General features: G+C 53.2%; 13 protein-coding genes. 4 read left to right on the top strand and 9 right to left on the bottom strand.

The annotated features are described in order from the left end of the window. Positions 1-278: 278 nt before the first annotated feature. Positions 279-923, bottom strand: a complete 645-nt coding sequence (locus BM225_RS20105; protein WP_143095429.1) for a hypothetical protein — start codon at positions 921-923, stop codon at positions 279-281. 676 nt (positions 924-1599) lie between these two features. On the opposite strand from BM225_RS20105, the gene BM225_RS20095 reads away from it, so the two are divergent. The 3 genes from BM225_RS20095 to BM225_RS20085 all read left to right on the top strand — a co-directional run bounded on the left by BM225_RS20095 (position 1600) and on the right by BM225_RS20085 (position 6323). Further along, the gene (locus BM225_RS20095; protein WP_092465330.1) at positions 1600-3354 is read left to right on the top strand and encodes a site-specific integrase; all 1755 of its coding nucleotides are present in this window, start codon (positions 1600-1602) and stop codon (positions 3352-3354) included. Further along, positions 3347-4381 carry a hypothetical protein gene (locus tag BM225_RS20090; protein WP_092465329.1) on the top strand — a complete coding sequence of 345 codons (1035 nt, stop codon included), beginning with the start codon at positions 3347-3349 and terminating at the stop codon, positions 4379-4381. Before BM225_RS20095 ends, BM225_RS20090 begins: the two co-directional genes overlap by 8 nt. A gap of 583 nt (positions 4382-4964) precedes the next feature. Then, positions 4965-6323 carry a replication initiation protein gene (locus BM225_RS20085; RefSeq protein WP_092465328.1) on the top strand — a complete coding sequence of 453 codons (1359 nt, stop codon included), beginning with the start codon at positions 4965-4967 and terminating at the stop codon, positions 6321-6323. A 14-nt stretch (positions 6324-6337) separates the two neighbouring features. Here BM225_RS20085 and BM225_RS20080 read toward each other — a convergent pair whose 3' ends face one another. From BM225_RS20080 to BM225_RS20045, 8 genes are all read right to left on the bottom strand, one after another. Further along, complete coding sequence (locus tag BM225_RS20080; protein ID WP_092465327.1) at positions 6338-7072, bottom strand: hypothetical protein; 735 nt, start codon at positions 7070-7072, stop codon at positions 6338-6340. Between the two features lie 50 nt (positions 7073-7122). Beyond that, positions 7123-7380 (bottom strand): hypothetical protein, encoded by a 258-nt coding sequence (locus tag BM225_RS20075; RefSeq protein WP_092465326.1) that lies wholly within the window; start codon positions 7378-7380, stop codon positions 7123-7125. Then, positions 7373-8011: a hypothetical protein gene (locus BM225_RS20070; RefSeq protein WP_092465325.1), complete on the bottom strand. Its 639-nt coding sequence runs from the start codon at positions 8009-8011 to the stop codon at positions 7373-7375. The genes BM225_RS20075 and BM225_RS20070 overlap by 8 nt, the downstream gene beginning before the upstream one ends. Positions 8012-8179: 168 nt before the next feature. Then, a complete protein-coding gene (locus tag BM225_RS20065; protein WP_092465324.1) occupies positions 8180-11200 on the bottom strand; it encodes a type I restriction endonuclease subunit R in 3021 nt (1006 codons plus the stop codon). Positions 11201-11263: 63 nt separating this feature from the next. Continuing rightward, positions 11264-12556: a restriction endonuclease subunit S gene (locus BM225_RS20060; RefSeq protein ID WP_092465323.1), complete on the bottom strand. Its 1293-nt coding sequence runs from the start codon at positions 12554-12556 to the stop codon at positions 11264-11266. Further along, entirely contained in the window at positions 12553-14946 is a 2394-nt protein-coding gene (locus BM225_RS20055; protein ID WP_092465322.1) for a type I restriction-modification system subunit M, read from the bottom strand. The genes BM225_RS20060 and BM225_RS20055 overlap by 4 nt, the downstream gene beginning before the upstream one ends. Positions 14947-15130: 184 nt before the next feature. Continuing rightward, the gene (locus BM225_RS20050; protein WP_092465321.1) at positions 15131-16864 is read right to left on the bottom strand and encodes a restriction endonuclease subunit S; all 1734 of its coding nucleotides are present in this window, start codon (positions 16862-16864) and stop codon (positions 15131-15133) included. A gap of 20 nt (positions 16865-16884) precedes the next feature. Next, entirely contained in the window at positions 16885-17160 is a 276-nt protein-coding gene (locus BM225_RS20045) for a hypothetical protein (RefSeq protein WP_092465320.1), read from the bottom strand. A 285-nt stretch (positions 17161-17445) separates the two neighbouring features. On the opposite strand from BM225_RS20045, the gene BM225_RS20040 reads away from it, so the two are divergent. Then, positions 17446-17751 (top strand): hypothetical protein, encoded by a 306-nt coding sequence (locus BM225_RS20040; RefSeq protein ID WP_092465319.1) that lies wholly within the window; start codon positions 17446-17448, stop codon positions 17749-17751. Positions 17752-17803: the final 52 nt, after the last annotated feature.

Here is a 17803-nt window from a genome sequence, read left to right as displayed (position 1 = left end):
TGGTGAAGTTGTCCATGGACAACTCCGCTTAAGACACCACTCAAGGATTTCTCCAGTTGGCGCAGTTGTCCATGGACAACTGCGAACGAGCTGTCGGCCGACGTTTTCTCTCCTAAAAGAGTGATCCGCCATGGCCAATTCCGAAAAATGCTTCGCCTAATGGTTTATCCAAGTGGCGGAGTTGTCCCCGGCCAACTCCGCTTAAGGCACCATTCAATGGTCTCTCCACTAGGCGTTATTGTCTGATACAATCAACTAATTAATCATAACGTTAAAATCTAACCATTTACGTCATCTCCAGAGGATTTCGCGTCCGTCTCGACCTTAGAGAGACGACCTTCTAGGTCTTCTATTTTACTCTCTCTTTCATTCATCGCACGTTGCATTTCAGCCAATCGACGCTCCAAGTCATCTAGTAAACAAAATTCTTTAGATTCTAATTCTACTTTATTTGCCTTACGGCTTTCCCATGCAGTGTTCCGCTTGTTCTTGCCATCAGGTGCTTGGGATCTAGTTTGGAAATACTGTTCTCTGATTTCAGCTGCGGTGGCTGGCTTAGGTTGGCGCAAACACGCACCCAATGCTGATAGCCCTGCTTTTTGGTCAACTTTGAACAAGCGCTCGGCCAACTCCACGCTTGAGATTTTAGCTCTCTCGCATTGATCTAAAGTGTAACCTAACTCGCCGCAGTTCTTGAATAAAAATACGAACGACCTTCGGACTTTATAGATATGTCCAGGAGAAACCGGTTGACCAAGGCTCTCGAGGCGCCTCAACAGCCGATTAAACCAAGGCGTCCCCTCTGCATCCTGCAGTCCGTTTTGCTCCAAGAAGTAAAGGGTGCGCCCCACAGCAACCCATGAACCAAGTTGCGCGCGCGACAGCGTCGCAAGCATCCGTTCTTTTTCCTCTAAATCTGGCATACCTAGTATCCTAAAAATCACTGCGGACAGTGTTAACAAAACAGTTAACAAAATCAATAACTAAAGAAACACACATCACGCTAGCGTTATACTATCATACTTTATCTTGATGACAATTTACGTCATGTTTTATCCTAAATTATCTCAACACAAACAAGCGAAGGGAACGAGATGAAGGACATGACGTTAGGATATGCCACTCTTACGGCTCTCAGCCGCCGCTGGCAGGTCGATCCATCTACCGCGCGTAGCGCTCTAAAATGCGCGGAGGTATCCCCATCCGTTTTCCACAGATCTCCGCGCTACCCATGGCGCGACGTGTTAAGTTTGGTCGAAGGATGGCCAGATAATAGCATTGGCAAAGTCGCTGTCGACGAACCGTTGATGAGTGCAAACTATCTGGCAGACGAGCTGAATGTTACGGCTCAGACCATCCGAAATTACGGTCGTTCGGGTCAACTACACTGTGTGTCTCTCTCCGCTCGCACCCTCCGCTATGCCTTTCCAATCGATGCGATAATCGAAAGTGAGGAAAAAATCGTAGAGCAGAGGAAAAAGTGAGGATCTAACAAAAAGTGATGCATACACTGTAGTAAGTTGTTTTTCGAAACTTACTGTAGTGTTTGCCTCATGTTCAAAAAAATCAATAAATTATATTGACTTGAGGAAGATAAACATGACTACCCTCGACAACATGAAGAACATGGCTGATGTCGTCTCCCAGATTGAAACCGAAACCTCCTTCACACCGGCCTTCCGGAAGAAGGTCCTGGGCTCTGTGCGCAAGATGAAGCGCATACCCCAGTATGGCGTGCCGCTTGACCAAATCCCTGCCGACCTGGAAGCGTTCGACAAGGCGTGGGGTCGTGGTCCAGTGCGTGGCATTCCGGCAGGTTTCACATCGAAGGCGTCATACACGACCTGGCGGTCTCAGGTACGGTCTGCTCTCACCGCTTACTACGCTGTGGAGAAACCCACTTCTGGTACCGTTCCAGTTGATGCTTGGTCTCAGTTGATCTCTGAACTCGAGGTCAACGGTATTCCCCGTAAGAAACTGATCGCTGTTTCAGTGCTTGCAAAGCTTGCACGTGCAAGCTCCTTGTCGCCAGAAGAGGTATCCTGCGACTGGCTGCAGCAGATCGTCGATGCCACAGATACTACGGGCCAGTACGAGGCCATCAAGACAGCACGCGCCCTGATCCAAAAGCATGGATCGTCCGTAAGCGTCCCTGTGTCACCTGCTTTTTCTCTCCCCGTCCGCAAGTCGACGGCACATTGCGTGCGCCTAGATCTTCCTGAACAACTGGCTACTGATATCGCAGCATGGCACCGTCAATTCATGCGCGGTTTACGGAAGGGCCATCGCGGGAAAAGCCGAAGTGCTCGGACCCCAGAGCGCGCCGAGGCGGTGTTACGTGGGATCAACTACGTCCACACCGCAATGGTCACGGCGGAGCTTTTGCCGACGGATGCAACCTATTCCGTAGCAGAAATGGTGGATCCTGATCATCTGGCGGAAATCATCGAACGAGAGCTGATGGGGGAGTTTCCGTGGAAAAAACTACGACCAACAACGCTCTTCGAGTACCTGAATAATTGGCGCCTCTTCGTGCGTGGCTGCGGGCTGGATGCAGAACCGCTGGCCGAAGTGCTCCGAGATTTCCCTGAGTTCGAGAACGTGAAATCCATGTCACCAGATCGGCGGAACTGGTGCGAAGCGTTTCTGAATGATTATCGCAAGCAGAAAGCCTTTTTCAATCTTCCGAACCACCTTTTCCATACAGCGAAGACTGCAATGCAGAACTATGAGACCGGATCCGGATACGATCGGGATGCGGCGATCGCACTCGGTATTGCAGCTTGTGCAGCGGCAATCTGGACATCTCTGCCACTCAGAGTGTCGACACTTCTCCAGCTGACCTACGGCGGCGAGAGCGCGGATGTGCAGATTCATGGGGCGCGAGGCACTCTCGTGCTGACGACCCCCCCAGACATCGTCAAAAATGGGTACTCGCATCGATATATCTCCCTGACGCCAAAACCCGGGGGGGATCCCAAGACCATTGTCTCCTGGTTTGCGCAGGAAGTGCGGCCACGCCTGCTGGCCAATCATATCAGACCTCATCTGCGAAAGCCTGACCGGCTGTTCGCGGGAGTATCCTATGCGCGAATGGCGTCTATCTGGCGGCACGCGACTCTGGATGCAGACGTCCCTATGACACCCCACCAAGTTCGTCATGCCCTTGCGACCGTGATGGCGAACCGGCCGGGGGCCGATTATGCCATCATCGCGGCTCTTCTGGGAGATACCGAGGGCACCGTCCGGCGCAATTACGTGTTCGTTGATCAGGCGCGCAAACATCAAGAGGGCCAGCAACTCCTGGCCAAAATTCAAGGCAACGTTTTGATGCGGGGGATACAGCATGCGTGAAAGCAAAGCTCTTCCCCTGCATGAGTTCCCGCGACCATTTCAACGTGCGATTAAACGGCTAGATACACCGCGGAGAGGCCGCCGTCGGTATTCCGAAGCGACTATCAAGTCTACGGTTCAAGGGTTTGGACAGTACCTTAGAGTGGTGCAAAAAGCTGGCCTGCCGCTGGAGCTCTCGTCTGAGGGTTTGGGGGAATTCATCGACAATCTTGATGTGCGCAATTTGAAAAGCAGCACGCGGTTGTCCTATTTGACGGCCGTGCAAGCTGTCGCAAAGGAGACGGATTACCCAGCTGCGAAGCGACGTATTATCCTCGAGGATTGTGAAATCTACAGAGCTGAAATGCTGCGTGAAGTGCCCGAAAAAGTCCGCAACCTCGCAGCCCGTCCGATTTCTTTGCAGGACATCGCTCAGAAGGCTGTCACACTGCGAGATAAAGCTCGCAGTGCTCAGTCATCCAATCGGCGACGCACCTACTACCAAAGGTCAGCATTCCTTGCCATGCTGTCCCTTCTGCCTTTGAGAATATCGGATGCGAATTCTCTTGTCGTCGGGGAAGGAATCCAACGGGGAGATGTGGGGTGGTCTTTGAAGATTGTATCCCAGAAAACCGGTTATCGTCATAATGGCTTGTTACATCACAGCCTCACTGCTTATTTTGATGATCTACTGTTGTTCGGTCATGAGGGCTCGTGGGAAATGGCTTACCGACAGCGCATCGGAACCCCGCTTTTTGGCTCTGAATGTAATGAGTTCCTGTCCTGTCGGACGTTGGCAGTGGGTTTCAAGGCGGTGACCGGGCATTCGCCGCATATCGTCCGCACTCTCGTCCATGACGCGTTGGCTGATCGAGGTACTTACGGGACCGATCTCGCACGGGTGCTGTGTGGTCATCGGAGTATCCAAATTAGTCAGCATTATCAAGTATATGCAGAACGGTACCGAGCTGAGAAGGCGCAGAAATTACTTGGAGTTATCCAACAAGACGTGCTTTCGCGATCAAACTTGATGGTGGAAAAGGTTTAAATTCAAAATTTGCAATCAGTTACAAAGCAACAACCCGATCTAACAGGGGATCGTGAGGTTCCCTGTTGTTGTTTAAGTATGTTTATAAAAACAACGTTTAATATGTTTACAGGGTGAAAAAACACTTAAAATCAGTTAGTTACATGGACTTAGGTGTATATTTATGGGGTGTTAGGTGTACGTTTGTGGGGAAATTTCTGATTTAAGGTGCAAGGATATGGGGCGACAGGTGTATGTTTGTGGGGGCCATGGTGTACAAATATGGGGCGGCCTCTTTTTATCTTTAACCATCTGATAAGGTTTAGAAAAATTGTGGACTTGTGTCCTCTAGGTGTATGGATATGGGGTCTAAGGTGTATATTTATGGGGCGATACCCCTAAGAGACTGAATACCATCAAGAAAAGAGCCGATGCGCGTGTCTTCGTCATCCAAGAACACTTCTTCGGAAGCCCTCAAAGAAGGCTTAAGGTGTATGTATATGGGGACCTGAGTGGTTCACTTTTCGCGGGCTCTGGGTGGAAAAAATTGCATTCTCACAAATAGGCATAGAATGGTGTAAAGATATTCTTTAGAATTTACACCATGAGCCAAGAGTCGAAAAAAGTCAGTCGTGACAATCAGATACTGAAGAAGCACGTCGCAGCGATTCACATCGGGGCGAAGCTGTCGCTGCTTCAACGCAAGCTGGTGAACGCTCTGCTCTACAATGCCTATGACCAGCTCCTCACGGCGCAAAATCACGAAATCAGTGCTTCAGTCCTCTGTGAGATGATCGGTTTCGATAGCAAGAACATCGGTTACCTCAAGGGAGCGCTCAAGGGGCTCATGGAAACCGTGGTAGAGTTTGACGTGCTGGAAGAGGACGGAGAGCGTTCCTGGGAAGCGATGGTGCTCCTCCCCTATGCCAAGATCAAAGGTGGGACGTGTACCTACCGCTATGAACGGGCTCTTGCTGAGAAGCTTTACCATCCCGACGTGTACTCGAAGATCAACCTGAGCGTCCTTCGGGAAATGAACAGCGCCCATGCGCTCGTGCTGTATGAGAACTGCTATCGCTTCGAGGGTATTGGTCATACAGCGTGGTGGGACGTGGATGTGTTCCGCAAGCTGATGGGCGTAGATACGATGTCGAGCTACAAGCCCTTCAAAGCTCTGAATCGGAACGTGATCCAACCCGCGATGAAAGAGGTGAACAAGCTCTCCAACATCCAAGTCGAGATGGAAACCCGAATGAAAGGGCGAAGCGTCACAGGGCTTCGCTTCATCGTGCGACCGAACCGCCAGTTGTCATTGGTGGGAATGGAGACCGAAGACGATATCACCCAAAACCCGGCTTATCAGGCACTCCTTGCCGAAGGCATCTCCAAGACCCTCGCTCGCTCGTGGCTCCTTGAGTACGGCGAAGAGCACATTTTCGATAAGCTCGACCTAGCGAGTTCTCAAGCTGCGAGCGGAAAGATCAAATCCTCCAAAGCTGGCTTCTTAAAAGCGGCTGTTGAGCAGGACTATCACAACGAAGGTGCGGCAAAGAAGAAGGCGCTTGAAGCGGCGCAAGAGAGAAAGGCCGCCCGTGAGAAGCTCGAGCGTGAGTTGGAAGCGCTAAAAACGGCCCACAGAGACGCAGAGACGGCTTATAGGTGGTCTACGGCGGAAATCATCGAAGAGGCCTTCCAGGGGCTCTCTGAGGACCAGAGAGAGGCTGTTGCGGCAGAGTTTCAGCTAGGACTCAGCAGCGCCATCTATGTGAATGCTTTCAAAAAAGGCGGCTGGAAAGATCGCCTGACCTTCCCGGATATCAAAAAATTCTGGGAGGATCGCGGTCTTGCCCTCCCCTCCCCTGCTGAGTGGGCACAAAAAAACGGCTCCAAGGAGCCGGATGCTTTGAAATTGCAGGTCGAAGAGCTCGAGGCAGATCTTAAGAAAACGGTTGTTTCGGTTTAATCAAAATAACCGGTTTAATCGATTGCGTTTTCAGGTTTTCGCCCTTCAATGACGTCAGTCATCGTCTCGAGCTCTCCTCGTATCGCCTTTAGGCGTGCGATGTTCTCCCTAATAAGGGCAAGCTCAGCGTTCGCAGCGGCGATCCGTTGATCAGCAGCGGCGATCCGTTGGTTTATAGCGGCGATCTGTTGTTCAGCAGCGGCGATCCGTTGGTTTGCAGCGGCTTTTCTAGCTTCCAGTCGCGCTATTTCTTCGTCCAGCTGGCTGAGACGCTTTTTCTGTACGTCTATAACCGCCTGTCGCTCGGAAAGATCAGCTATGATTGCAGCACGACCTGCTGCAATTCGCGCTTCGACAATACTGATTTCTGCTCGAAGAAGCGCCAGACTGTCTTGGGGCAGAGTGACGCCAAGCCGGGCAGCAAATCGATTTTCCAGTTCGTCGACGTCATCGCTATCGGATGCAACCACCAGATGGAGCCCGGTCCGGATTGCCGCGTTGCGGTAACGCTCGTTTTCGACGCCCTGGAAGGCGCAGAGGATGGTGACAAGAGCGCGTTGGCCTTCCGGGCTGAGTATATTTTGCGCTAAGACCTCAACCGGCTCAGGCTCACTCAAGCTGTTAACCTCGAAGCCAGACTGTTGGGCAAAGCTTGCGATGGTGGGGGCGTAAGGCGGGTTCGCACATTCATTGGCGAGAGCGGTAGATGCAAGCAGGCTGGCAAGGCCACAGGAGAGAACGCGGAGCATTGGGATTTTTCAAATGTTTCGATTTAACCAAAATTACCGATTTAATATAATCACTCGAAAATATCTGTTTCGGTTCTCAGGATGTGCTTGAGGTACGTGGACTTTGGAACGAGGCCCGCCTTTTCTTCGAGCTTAGCAAGCTCCGATGGTGTCAGCTTGATCGCCACCACCTCCGACTCTTTGTCCGCGGGCTTCTTGGGCTTCCTGCCGACCGTCTTTGGAGCAAGGATTGATTTCGGCTCATTAGGTTTAACCGAATTATCTGGTTCAACCTTTTTGAACATAGAGAGGTCGTTTTTCTTAGGCATAGTTCTGCTCGAGGTAGGAAAGTAAGCTATCAAACTGCGCGGCCACCTCGCGATAGGTGTAGCGAGCCAGGGCATCCTCTTCCATCATTTGCCGGATAGAGCGCTCTTGTTCGAAAATCGTATCGAACACGCGCGAAAACTTTAGCGGAAGCACCGGTATCCCCTGACCTATTGCGTGATCGACCACCGCCTTGATGTTCTTGGCGTCCTCGCTGTCCCTCCAGTCTTTGAAGACCTCGCCTTTGCGTTTCGCCAGCTTCGTCGCCACCACGACGATGTTCTTGTTGTATGGCTCAAGCTCTCTGATGGTGTGTATCCCTGCGTGGATGCACTTGAGCTCGTTGTAGATTGGCACCACCACCACATCGGACTGAGAGACCGCCGAGACGATACTGGGCCGTGCATCGCGGGACATAAGCCCCGCAAGGTCGAAGACCACGTCGATGCTATCGGGAAACTCGGGAAACTCCTCGTCTGGCTGAAGCGAGAAGAGCCGTTCTTCAGGGAGGATTGCGTCCAGAAGGTTGTAGGGCTCGTTGGTCGCCAGAGCGTACTCTCTGTCGAGTGCGATGTTCGTGGCTATCGGGGTTTTTCCCGCTGAGCCCTTCATGTTGTAGACGGTGATTTTCATACATCATATTGTGCAGGCACAATATAAAAAATTCAATTAATATATTTAACTGGTTGTTTAGGTTTAACCAAATTTACCGATTAAACATTAATGTTCACATCGCGACCTGAAGTACATTTTTCGGTTGTCCGTGTCCTAGTTCGTGTGCCGTAAACGATATGGAGATCGTCACGGCAAACCCTTCTCGAGAACCTGCTGAACGCTTTTGTGTAGAGCAGACCTGAAAGCACTGTCTGTGTTATGAAGTTTATAAAGCTCCATCTCCTGTTTCCGCCGTTTCAGCATAACGGATTTAAATATTTCCTCGAACGCTAGATCCCGTGAATATGGATCTGTGTTGTTGTCGAATTTCTCTTCGAAGTCAGGATGGGCTCGAACACTTTCGACGATGTTTAGGAATTTTACGCGCTGCTCTTCAGGGGTTGCGCTCCACCCTTGGAACCAACGTTCGTTGAAGCTGCGAATGATCTCTTCCAGCGGATCCTCTTGGACATCTTCGCCGCGATAACCGCGCGGATTGGGATTTTGGGGGGCAAGCTCGGCTTCGCTGGAATCCAGTTCGATGGATTGATTGAGCTTCGTGCGTTCAAGTCCGTAGGATGACAGATCCACAGCTTCGAGCAGCTCGTCTAAAGCATCTTGATTGGGGTCTTGGATATTCAGCTTTGGCACCAAAAATTTCAGGAACCAGAAGAGCTTCTCCCAGTCGAGCACTTCGAACGGCATGATCGAAGCCATCTGGCCATAGATTTTCACGAACTGCTTAGCCTTGATCTTGAAGTCGATCTTCTCCTCATCTTCCAGATCTAGTTCATCGTTGAACCGAGTAGCGGCGGCGTCGATCAGGGGACTCAGCTTTTGCGCGTCTTCGCCCTCGAAGAACCTAGTGCAGAACTCTTCAACCTCCGTCCACTCATAGACGCCAACATCATCTAACGTACCTTTCAGTTCATGCAGGACGTTTACATCGGTTGCTTCAGACAAGGTTGTCACTGTGAAAAACGGGTCAAAGGCCGCCTTGATGTCCTCAGTCTCGTTGAAGAAATCGAGCACGAAGAGGTCTTCCGTGCGCTTGCCGAGCTTGGGCGAGGAGCGGTTCAACCGCGATAGTGCCTGCACCGCCAGCACCGATTGTAGCTTCTTATCGACATACATCGCGCAAAGTTTCGGCTGGTCAAAGCCTGTCAGGTACTTGTTCGCCACGACCAGCAGCCGGTATTCATCTTTGTCGAACTCGGAACGAGTCTTATCCTCGGCAAAGCCGTTCATCTCGGCTTCCGTGCGCTTGATCCCATCGACCTCCTTCTCACCCGAAAATGCGATCAGCGCCTTGAAAGGATTTCCCCGCTTCTCAAGCTCGGCCTGCACCGCGTTGTAGTAGCGTATCGCCATCTCGATGTTCTGGGTGACGATCATCCCCTTGCCCTTGCCGCGCAGCTTCTTCGTGTTGACCACGTTGCCGATGAAGTCATCGACTATGATCTCAGCTTTGGTGTTGATCGTCTGCTGGCTGCGCTCGACATAGGCACGCAGCTTCTTCTGCGCCTTCGCCGTATCGAACAGGGGGTTATCTTTGATCGACTTCTGGATTTCGTAATAACCCTTGTAAGTCGTGTAATTGGCCAACACATCAAGGATGAAGCCTTCCTCGATCGCCTGCTTCATTGAATAGAGGTGGAACGGCTTAAACCGACCATCAGCCTGCTGCGTGCCGAACTTTTCCAAGGTCGCGTTCTTGGGAGTCGCAGTGAAGGCAAAGTAGGAGGCATTGCCGCGCATTTTGCGGGCGCGCATGGCCTTCAGGATCTTGTCCTGATTATCATCATCGTCCTGATCCTCGCCACCGCCCATAGCCTGGTTCATCTTGTCATGCGCAAGGCCGCTCTGGCCGCTATGGGCCTCGTCGATGATCACGGCAAAACGCTTGTCGCTCAGATCCGCGATCCCATCGATGATGAAGGGGAACTTCTGGATCGTGGTAATGATGATCTTCTTGCCGTTCTCTAGCGCCGCTTTCAGATCGGCGGAGCGCATCGCCGGGGCGACGATATTCTTCACCTCCGAGAAATCACGGATGTTGTCGCGCAGCTGCTTGTCCAGCAACCGGCGGTCCGTGACCACGATCACACTATCGAACAGCGGCGCATCCAGCGCCCGAGCGCCCGGCAGCTTAATGCTGTCGGGATAGGTCTCGATTAGCTGATAGGCGGTCCAGGTGATCGAGTTCGACTTGCCGGATCCTGCCGAGTGCTGGATCAGATAGCTATGACCGACGCCATTCCCGGCGGTGTGGGTCAGCAGTTGCCGCACCACGTTCAGCTGGTGATACCGTGGGAAGATTAGCGTCTTCTTGGCAAGCGGCTCGGTGGCTTTGCCTTCGAGCAGCACGAAATGCTGGATGATCCCGGCAAGGCTTTGCGGCTGGAACACCTCTTCCCACAGATAGGCCGTCTTGTGGCCGCTCGGGTTCGGCGGATTGCCCGCACCCTCGTTATGGCCCTTGTTGAAGGGCAGGAAGAAAGTCGAGCTGCCCGCCAGCTTGGTAGCCATCCAAACCTCGTCGGTGTCGGCGGTCATGTGGACCAGCACGCGGCCAAAGCTCAGCAGGGTTTGGCTGGCATCGCGCTCGCGATACTGCTTCTGACCATGATAACGGGCGGTCTGGTGGGTCCAGGCGTTCTTCAGCTCCAGCGTGACGATGGGCAACCCGTTCAAGAACAGCACCATGTCCACGGATTCATTCGGGTTAGAGAGCGAATGATGCACCTGGCGCGTGACGCTCCAGATATTGGCGGCAAAGTTCTCGTGGACCTTTTGCGCCGAGCTGGCCAACGGCGCGGGGTACATCAGAGTGAAGGTTGCATCATCGACCGGCAGCCCCTTTTTCAGCAGATGCAGCAGGCCCTTGCGCTTCATCAGCTTGTCGAACTGGTGAAGGACCTTGGCCTGCCAGTCGGTCGGGTTGCGGGTCTTGAGGCGCTCGAGCGCCTTGGCTTGGGTCGCTTCGAGGAACTCCCAGAACAGCGCGGTGTCGAGCGCGAGGCGGGCGTCAAAGTCAGTAGGGCGACCGATGCGAAAGGGGCCGCAGGGCGGGGTTTGTGTTTCTGTTTCTGTAGTGCTCCCGGTCAGTCCACGTTCGATGGCCTGCTCCAGTGCGATTTCCTTGGTGTTGCTGACCGCGATATTCATGATCGCCCCTTAATGCTTGTGCCGCTATGTCCATCCGCCGCCAAGAGGCGGCGGAAGCTGCGCTTAAATGACTTTGATTTTGCCGGTGACCGCTGCGTTGATCAGACTGGTTTTGTATTCTTTGAGTGTTGCAATCTGTGATTGTTTCACATCGATTGCGCTATCTGTCTTTTCGTTCGCCGTTTGCACGTATTCCATAATGGCGTTCTGCTCATCCTGTGGCGGAACACACACTGTGATCCCGCCGATACGCTCAACGTTCAAATTGGCTTGGGCGTTGGCGATGGAATTGTTCATGAAGATCGTCTTCATAGCCGACATCGAGTAGTATAGGAAATCGCGTTCAATCTTGGGGTGCGGTTTGAAACCGACCACGCTATCTGGGAAACAACCGGCAATATCCAAGATGGTCACATCGCCGATGTTCGCGGCAATCGTAATCAAAATTGTGCCCTTAGGGATTAGAGTTGACACTCGCAGGCCCGCTTCATTCAGAGTTTGCCTATACTCCGACAAGAACATCCCGGCACGTGCAACGTCACCCGTCTGGAAGAAGGGGTACTCGCCGTCATACAGACGGGGATCGTTCCGCGGACGATGTGTGAATTTCCCACGGAATATCTCGGAGAGGTGTTTGAGGCGCCTCACTTCCCAATGCGCGGGGATTTGGCCGATCCAGTCGATGCCGCTGTCCTTCATGGGGGCGGCGGGGTTCAGGCCGCGGGTGACGGCCTGCTGGATCAGGATCTGCCTGCGCTCGGCCAGCAGCCTGATCTGCTCCTCCTTGATCCGCACCGCCTCATCAATCGTCGCGCATTTTCTATCCAGAAACGCCGCGATGGCGCGTTGTTCAGGGAGTGGCGGAAGCGGCGTCTTGAAGGCTGCAAACGTGTCCTTCGGGATCGTGTTGCGTAGGCCTTTGTACAGACTGCGAAGCTTCTTGTCGGTATCTGCGTGAAGGTAGAAGTAGTAAAGAAAGCCGGAATCCGCTTCGCCCGTCGGTTCATAAACCGTGTAGGCGCCGGTGATCATCCCATGGTGCGTTGAAAGGCCGACCGTCCTTGGGGTCTCTTCGACGTCGAAATGACAGAAGACGAAGTCGCCCGGACGGACTTCTTGATAGGTGTCGAACTCCGCCGGGAACTTGCCCTCCGGGTTTTCCATGTCCCGCTTGATGATGCCGCGCAGCGTCAACGAAAGCAGATCATACTCTGACGACCGTTTGCCAACCTGCGTTTTCCGAAGCCGGAACAAGTGCTTGTTAGCGATCTGATCCCAAGTTGCGGGAATCTCGCCCACCCAGTCGATTCCGCTGTCCTTGTATGCGTCGTGAGTTTGCTGTGCCGCGATGTTCATTCCGTCGGCTCCAGCTTGGTCGCGACCTCGACACCAAGGATGTCGGCGATCAGCCCGTCGGCCTTTTCTTCCAGGGCCAGAATGTTCTGCGTGACCTCTTCGAGGCTGCGCAGCGGCTTGTGGCGGTAGAAGTACTTGTTGAAGCTGATCTCGTAGCCGATCTTCACGCTATCGAGGTTGATCCAGGCTTCCTCCACATGCGGCTTCACCTCCGCCAGAAAGTAGCGGTGGATGCTGTCCTTCAGTGGCACACTTTCCGCATCGCGCAGGTCAGTCGCGGTTTCATAGGTCAGGTAGCTGCCATCGGCCTGCTTGTAATAGCCGAAATCAGCCAGATCGCCGGTGGCGCAGCCCAAATGGGTGGTCAGGTCTTCCAGATCGCTGGATGACAGCTTCTGCCGCTTGGCGATGACCTTTTCGGCCGCTTCGTCATACCAACTTACGGCGTTCAGGATCGCGTTCTTCTCGGTCGCAGACAGCTTGAGTTTACGGGCCTTGATTGCCTTGGTCACCGTGTCACGGAAAGCGTTGAAGTCATCGGTTTCTTCGGTGCCGATATCGTGCATCAGCAAGAGCGCCGCTTTCAGCAGGTCGCGCAGATTGGTCCAGAAGCTGGTGTCCGTGAGCTTGGCCCGCTGTTTGGCGTTGAGCGTGATGCCCTGTTCCTCGCACCACGCAACGATGGTCTTCTGCTCGCCCTTCAGGAAGCCGGGTTCGTAGACCTGTTCGCCATGCTCCGCATAGAGCCATTCCATCGGCTCGCGCAGCGTTTTGTCAAAGCGGAGCGGCGCAATGCGATCAGCGCTGAAGGCCGCACGGCGCCGGTCGGGGCGTTCGATCGTGACCTTGTGGTAGCCGAAGTCCTCGTTGTCGAAGACCTGCACAGCGATGCCCACGGGGTCATTGTTGGCGTCAATCTCGCGCTCAATCGGAGCGAAGTTCAGGTAGGCCTGAGTGATCGCATCGATATGTTCGGGCGCAAATTCGCAGTTCTTGTCGCCAAGGTTCTTGCGCAGCTTGCGATAGAGCAGGTTGGCATCGATCAGCTGAACGCGGCCCTTGCGGGCCTCTGGTTTGGCGTTGGACAGAAGCCAGATGTAGGTGGTGATGCCGGTGTTGTAGAAGAGGTTGTTGGGCAGCTGGATGATGGTGTCCAGCATGTCGTTCTCGATGATGTAGCGGCGGATGTTGGATTCCCCGCTGCCCGCATCTCCGGTGAACAGGCTGGAGCCGTTATGGACGGAAGCGATGCGCGAGCCGAGCGGGCTGGTGCCCGTGGGCTTCATCTTGTTCACCATCTCCATCAGGAACAGCAGCTGGCCGTCCGAGGAACGCGGCGTGGCGTCCATGGTGTCCTTCTTGCCCCAATAGTCGGTCAGCTCGACCTGGAAACGGCTGTCGATGACGTCCTTGCCGTCCTTGATGTATTTTACTTCGCTGTTCCAGCTTTTGCCGTAGGGCGGGTTGGAGAGCATGAAGTCGAAGCGGTTTGCCGAGAATTCGTCCGTGGAAAGGGTAGAGCCGACACGGATGTTCTCGGGGTTGTTGCCCTTGATCATCATGTCCGATTTGCAGATCGCGTAGGTCTCGTCGTTGATCTCCTTGCCGTAGAGATAGACGTCGCCGCGCGCTTGGATAGGCCCCTCGGGATCCTTGATGTAGTTCTGGGCTTCGGTCAGCATTCCGCCCGAGCCGCAAGCCGGGTCATAAATTGTCATGACTGGGGGCAGCTTGTCCTTGATTGGGTCGAACATGAGGTGGGTCATAAGGTGGATCACCTCGCGCGGGGTGAAGTGTTCCCCGGCTTCTTCGTTGTTCTCTTCGTTGAACTTGCGGATCAGTTCTTCGAAGACATAACCCATGCCGAGGTTCGACAGGCCGGGCAGGGTGTTGCCTTCTGGGTCTTCGACGGTGTCGGGCGTGAGGTTGATGTAGGGCGAGATGAATTTCTCGATCACATCGAGCAGGACCTGCTTGTCCGCCATGTGCCGCATCTGCTCGAGCAGCTTAAAACGGGAGACGATCTCTTTGACGTTGTCGGAGAAGCCGTCGAGGTAATCCTCAATGTTGGCAAGCAATATCTGCTGGTTGTTTGTGGCCGTGCCGTGCAGCTTTTTCAGCGTCCACTGGCTGGTGTTGAAGAAGACGTAGCCTGCGGCATCCTTAAGCGGCTCATCATCAAGTTCTAGCAGCCCCATTTCTTCTTTCTGGTAACGGACTTCTTCAAGTACCGCGTCCTTAGTGGGTTCCAGCAAAGTATCTAGACGCCGTAGAACAACCATAGGCAGGATGACATCGCGATACTTACCACGGACGTACACATCACGCAGACAGTCGTCTGCAATGCGCCAGATGAATGAAACAAGGCTGTTGTGAGAAGAGTGGTTCAAAGTATTACCTCAAAACGATGATGACGGTGACACCGTCTTTGGACAGCACCCTATCTTTAAGAACTGCTCGCAACAATTATCGCGAAACGAGATATAGCAAAGGCGCTGTAACAGATGTGTTCTCACGAAATTCGTAAGTGCTCTTGGAGGCCAGATGTTGCTGGCCACCAAGAAAGCCATGCCCCTACGAGTCCAGATCGGCATGTGGCCACTGCTCGGCCCGCTTCTGCACAATCTTCTCTTCGAGGTCTTCAATCAGATCGAAGATATATTGCCGCTCGCTGAACTTTTCATGGACTTCTGAGACCTGTGCTGCAGTCGGCACAGGCACCGGGAAAACCTTGAGATCTTTCATGCCGAGGTTCTTGATGACGCTACCGCCAGCCATCGTACTGATGAATTCCTGAACCGTATCATTCGACAAGAACTCGTAGAGGACGACGGAATCCAGCCCGCTGCGTGGCTTGGGCCGCAAGATCATTAGAGACTGGCCAGCGGTCCAGATTTTATCCTGGCATTCACTCTGGGCCTCATCGGGCACAAGTCCGATAACTCCAATGGTCCCTTTGATCGCGATCACAACATCACCGGGACGGACCTGCTGTTGCAGCGCTCGGTTGTAGGTTGCCCGGTCTACATGGAACTCACGAGCAGGCGCTTGCAAATACCCCCGGCGGCCAACATCTGCAGGAGCCGCTTCCAAGATGGTGTATTCGCCGTCGTCAGATCGCTGGAGGTTCACCGGCCTGATCATCTCAACCATGTCCTGCAGCTCCGCCATCTCATAGCGCAGCGCAAACGCGTCAATCGCCTCTCGAGCACCAGTGTTGAGATATCGATCTGGTGCGAGAATGAAATTGTTCGCTTCAAGCTCAGCAACAGGCACCGGTCGCACCTCAGAGCACCGAGCCAAGATATCATCTTCTGAAAATTCGGCGGGCCCACCTGTCGCGAACGCAAGGGGCAGGGCGCGATCACTCTCTTGCTTTACCAAGAAGGGATCTTTCGGCAATCGCCCCATGTAGACGTGATCAGCACTCGCGGATTTGAATGCAACAACCAGAAGGCCAAGATTTACTGCCGTTGATGTATACACCAGACCTGAGGGGGCGCTGATGACCTTGCTGATACGGGCACTCTCGACGAGATCCCGACGGGCGCTTGCCTCTGTTCCGACGGTCCGAACGAGGGCACCTTCCGTGACTGCGACGATTGTCTGTTGCTCGTCATGCTCAAGACTGTGCGCAATACACAGGCTTTCATAGCTGATGCGTCCATGACGGCTTGCCGTAACGCCGAGGTGCTTGAGGAGTGCGTTTGGGATCTCTTCTGTATGCGCGACACTTGCGCCAAGAGGCGGGAGCATCACCTCTACATCGGTTTCCAACTCCGTTTTGAAGCCGAAAGGGCTCTCGTCTATCGTTAAATAAAGACCCAAATCGAGGGCGAACCCTAGATTATACGCATTGCGCTCCATCTCTTCCGAGTCAGAGACGAACTCGGCCCAGACAGATCTGCCTTCGTCTATCGCGTTCATGTAAAATTGGATGAAGGGTCGAAAACTGGCGGCAAACGAAAAGCGGACGTTTTCCGCGTCACCCACCATAGAGAGCAGCAGGTCCGAGGCATCTTTTCGGATCCAGTAATGCCCTCCAACGGCAGGGTCACTGGCGTGCGCATCCAGGAAGTCCTCTACGAACTTATACCGCTGATGCCGATCCAGCTTCAGGAAAAGATCAGCTGCACCTTCCAGCATCATGAGGGCGGTACCCGGTTGCACGAAGCGTTGGCAGTGAAGTTCATGAAGGGGGTAATTCCCGCCCGTGTTCTTGCTGTAAGAGATTTCGATCAAGGCCCAGAACGCATCCATCGGACGCATTTCGTTTTGGAGAGCTCGGAGGATATCTTGAATTTTCATGTTGATCCTAAAATCAAGGCCTACTTCTTGCGGGCCAGTTTAGCGTTATAGCTGTTTGTGCGGTATGCGGTGATCAAGGCAGCGCCTTCAGCCACGACCGTCACACCACCTTTTTTCAGAGCCTCATCGAGTGTTTTGAGCTGACGGCGCAGACCACGGATCTCTTCGTGGATGGCATTGGCGGTGAGAACATAGCGATCCCCCTCAATGTGCCCGAGATTCATAGCAAGCTCGATGAGGTCTCTTTTTATGCCCCGCTGGTTCATGCGGGCGTCGATGTGTGCGGTCATGTGCATGGCTTGGCTCCTCGTTGATGTAGCGAACATGAGCGATTCACGCCAACTCGTCAACACATAAAATAAAAAATCATGCCGTGATTTTTTATTTTATACTTAATATATGTATGCAGTCAGCTGACTGGGGCGCCAAGTCAGGAGGAAATTAAGATCACAACATACTGATATAATTTACATTTTCTAGATAGTGAGAAATTTCTGAACCTAATGCATCAGTTAAATCACTAATTGTGTTGTCAAATTAAATGCCTTAGCTATTATAGCTACATCATAAGGAGACACGTAATGCACCTGACACACCACGCTTCTCGACGCATCCAGCAACGCGGCATTCCTGGGGATGTCCTTAAAATTATCAGGGCATACGGATCAGCCAGACATGCTGGCGGAGTGCTCAGTCTGACACTCGACACCCAAGCCATCATGCTGGCGAGCGAAGACGACAGGCATCTCCGCGCCAAGCTGGAAAAGTATTCAGGGTGCTACGCCATTGTCGCGGAGGGCGATCGCGCCGTGACAGTTGCGCACCGCAGCCGGCGGTTTCGGAATAACGGCTTTCGCCGCGCCTTCCGCAAACACAACCGCCGCTGACCAATCACTACATCAAATCAGGAGTGCTCTAAATTGGGCCAAGATCTTTCCA

It is taken from the genome of Donghicola eburneus (assembly GCF_900115865.1).
GTDB lineage: Bacteria > Pseudomonadota > Alphaproteobacteria > Rhodobacterales > Rhodobacteraceae > Donghicola > Donghicola eburneus.
This window is presented reverse-complemented; position numbering and strand designations above follow the sequence as displayed.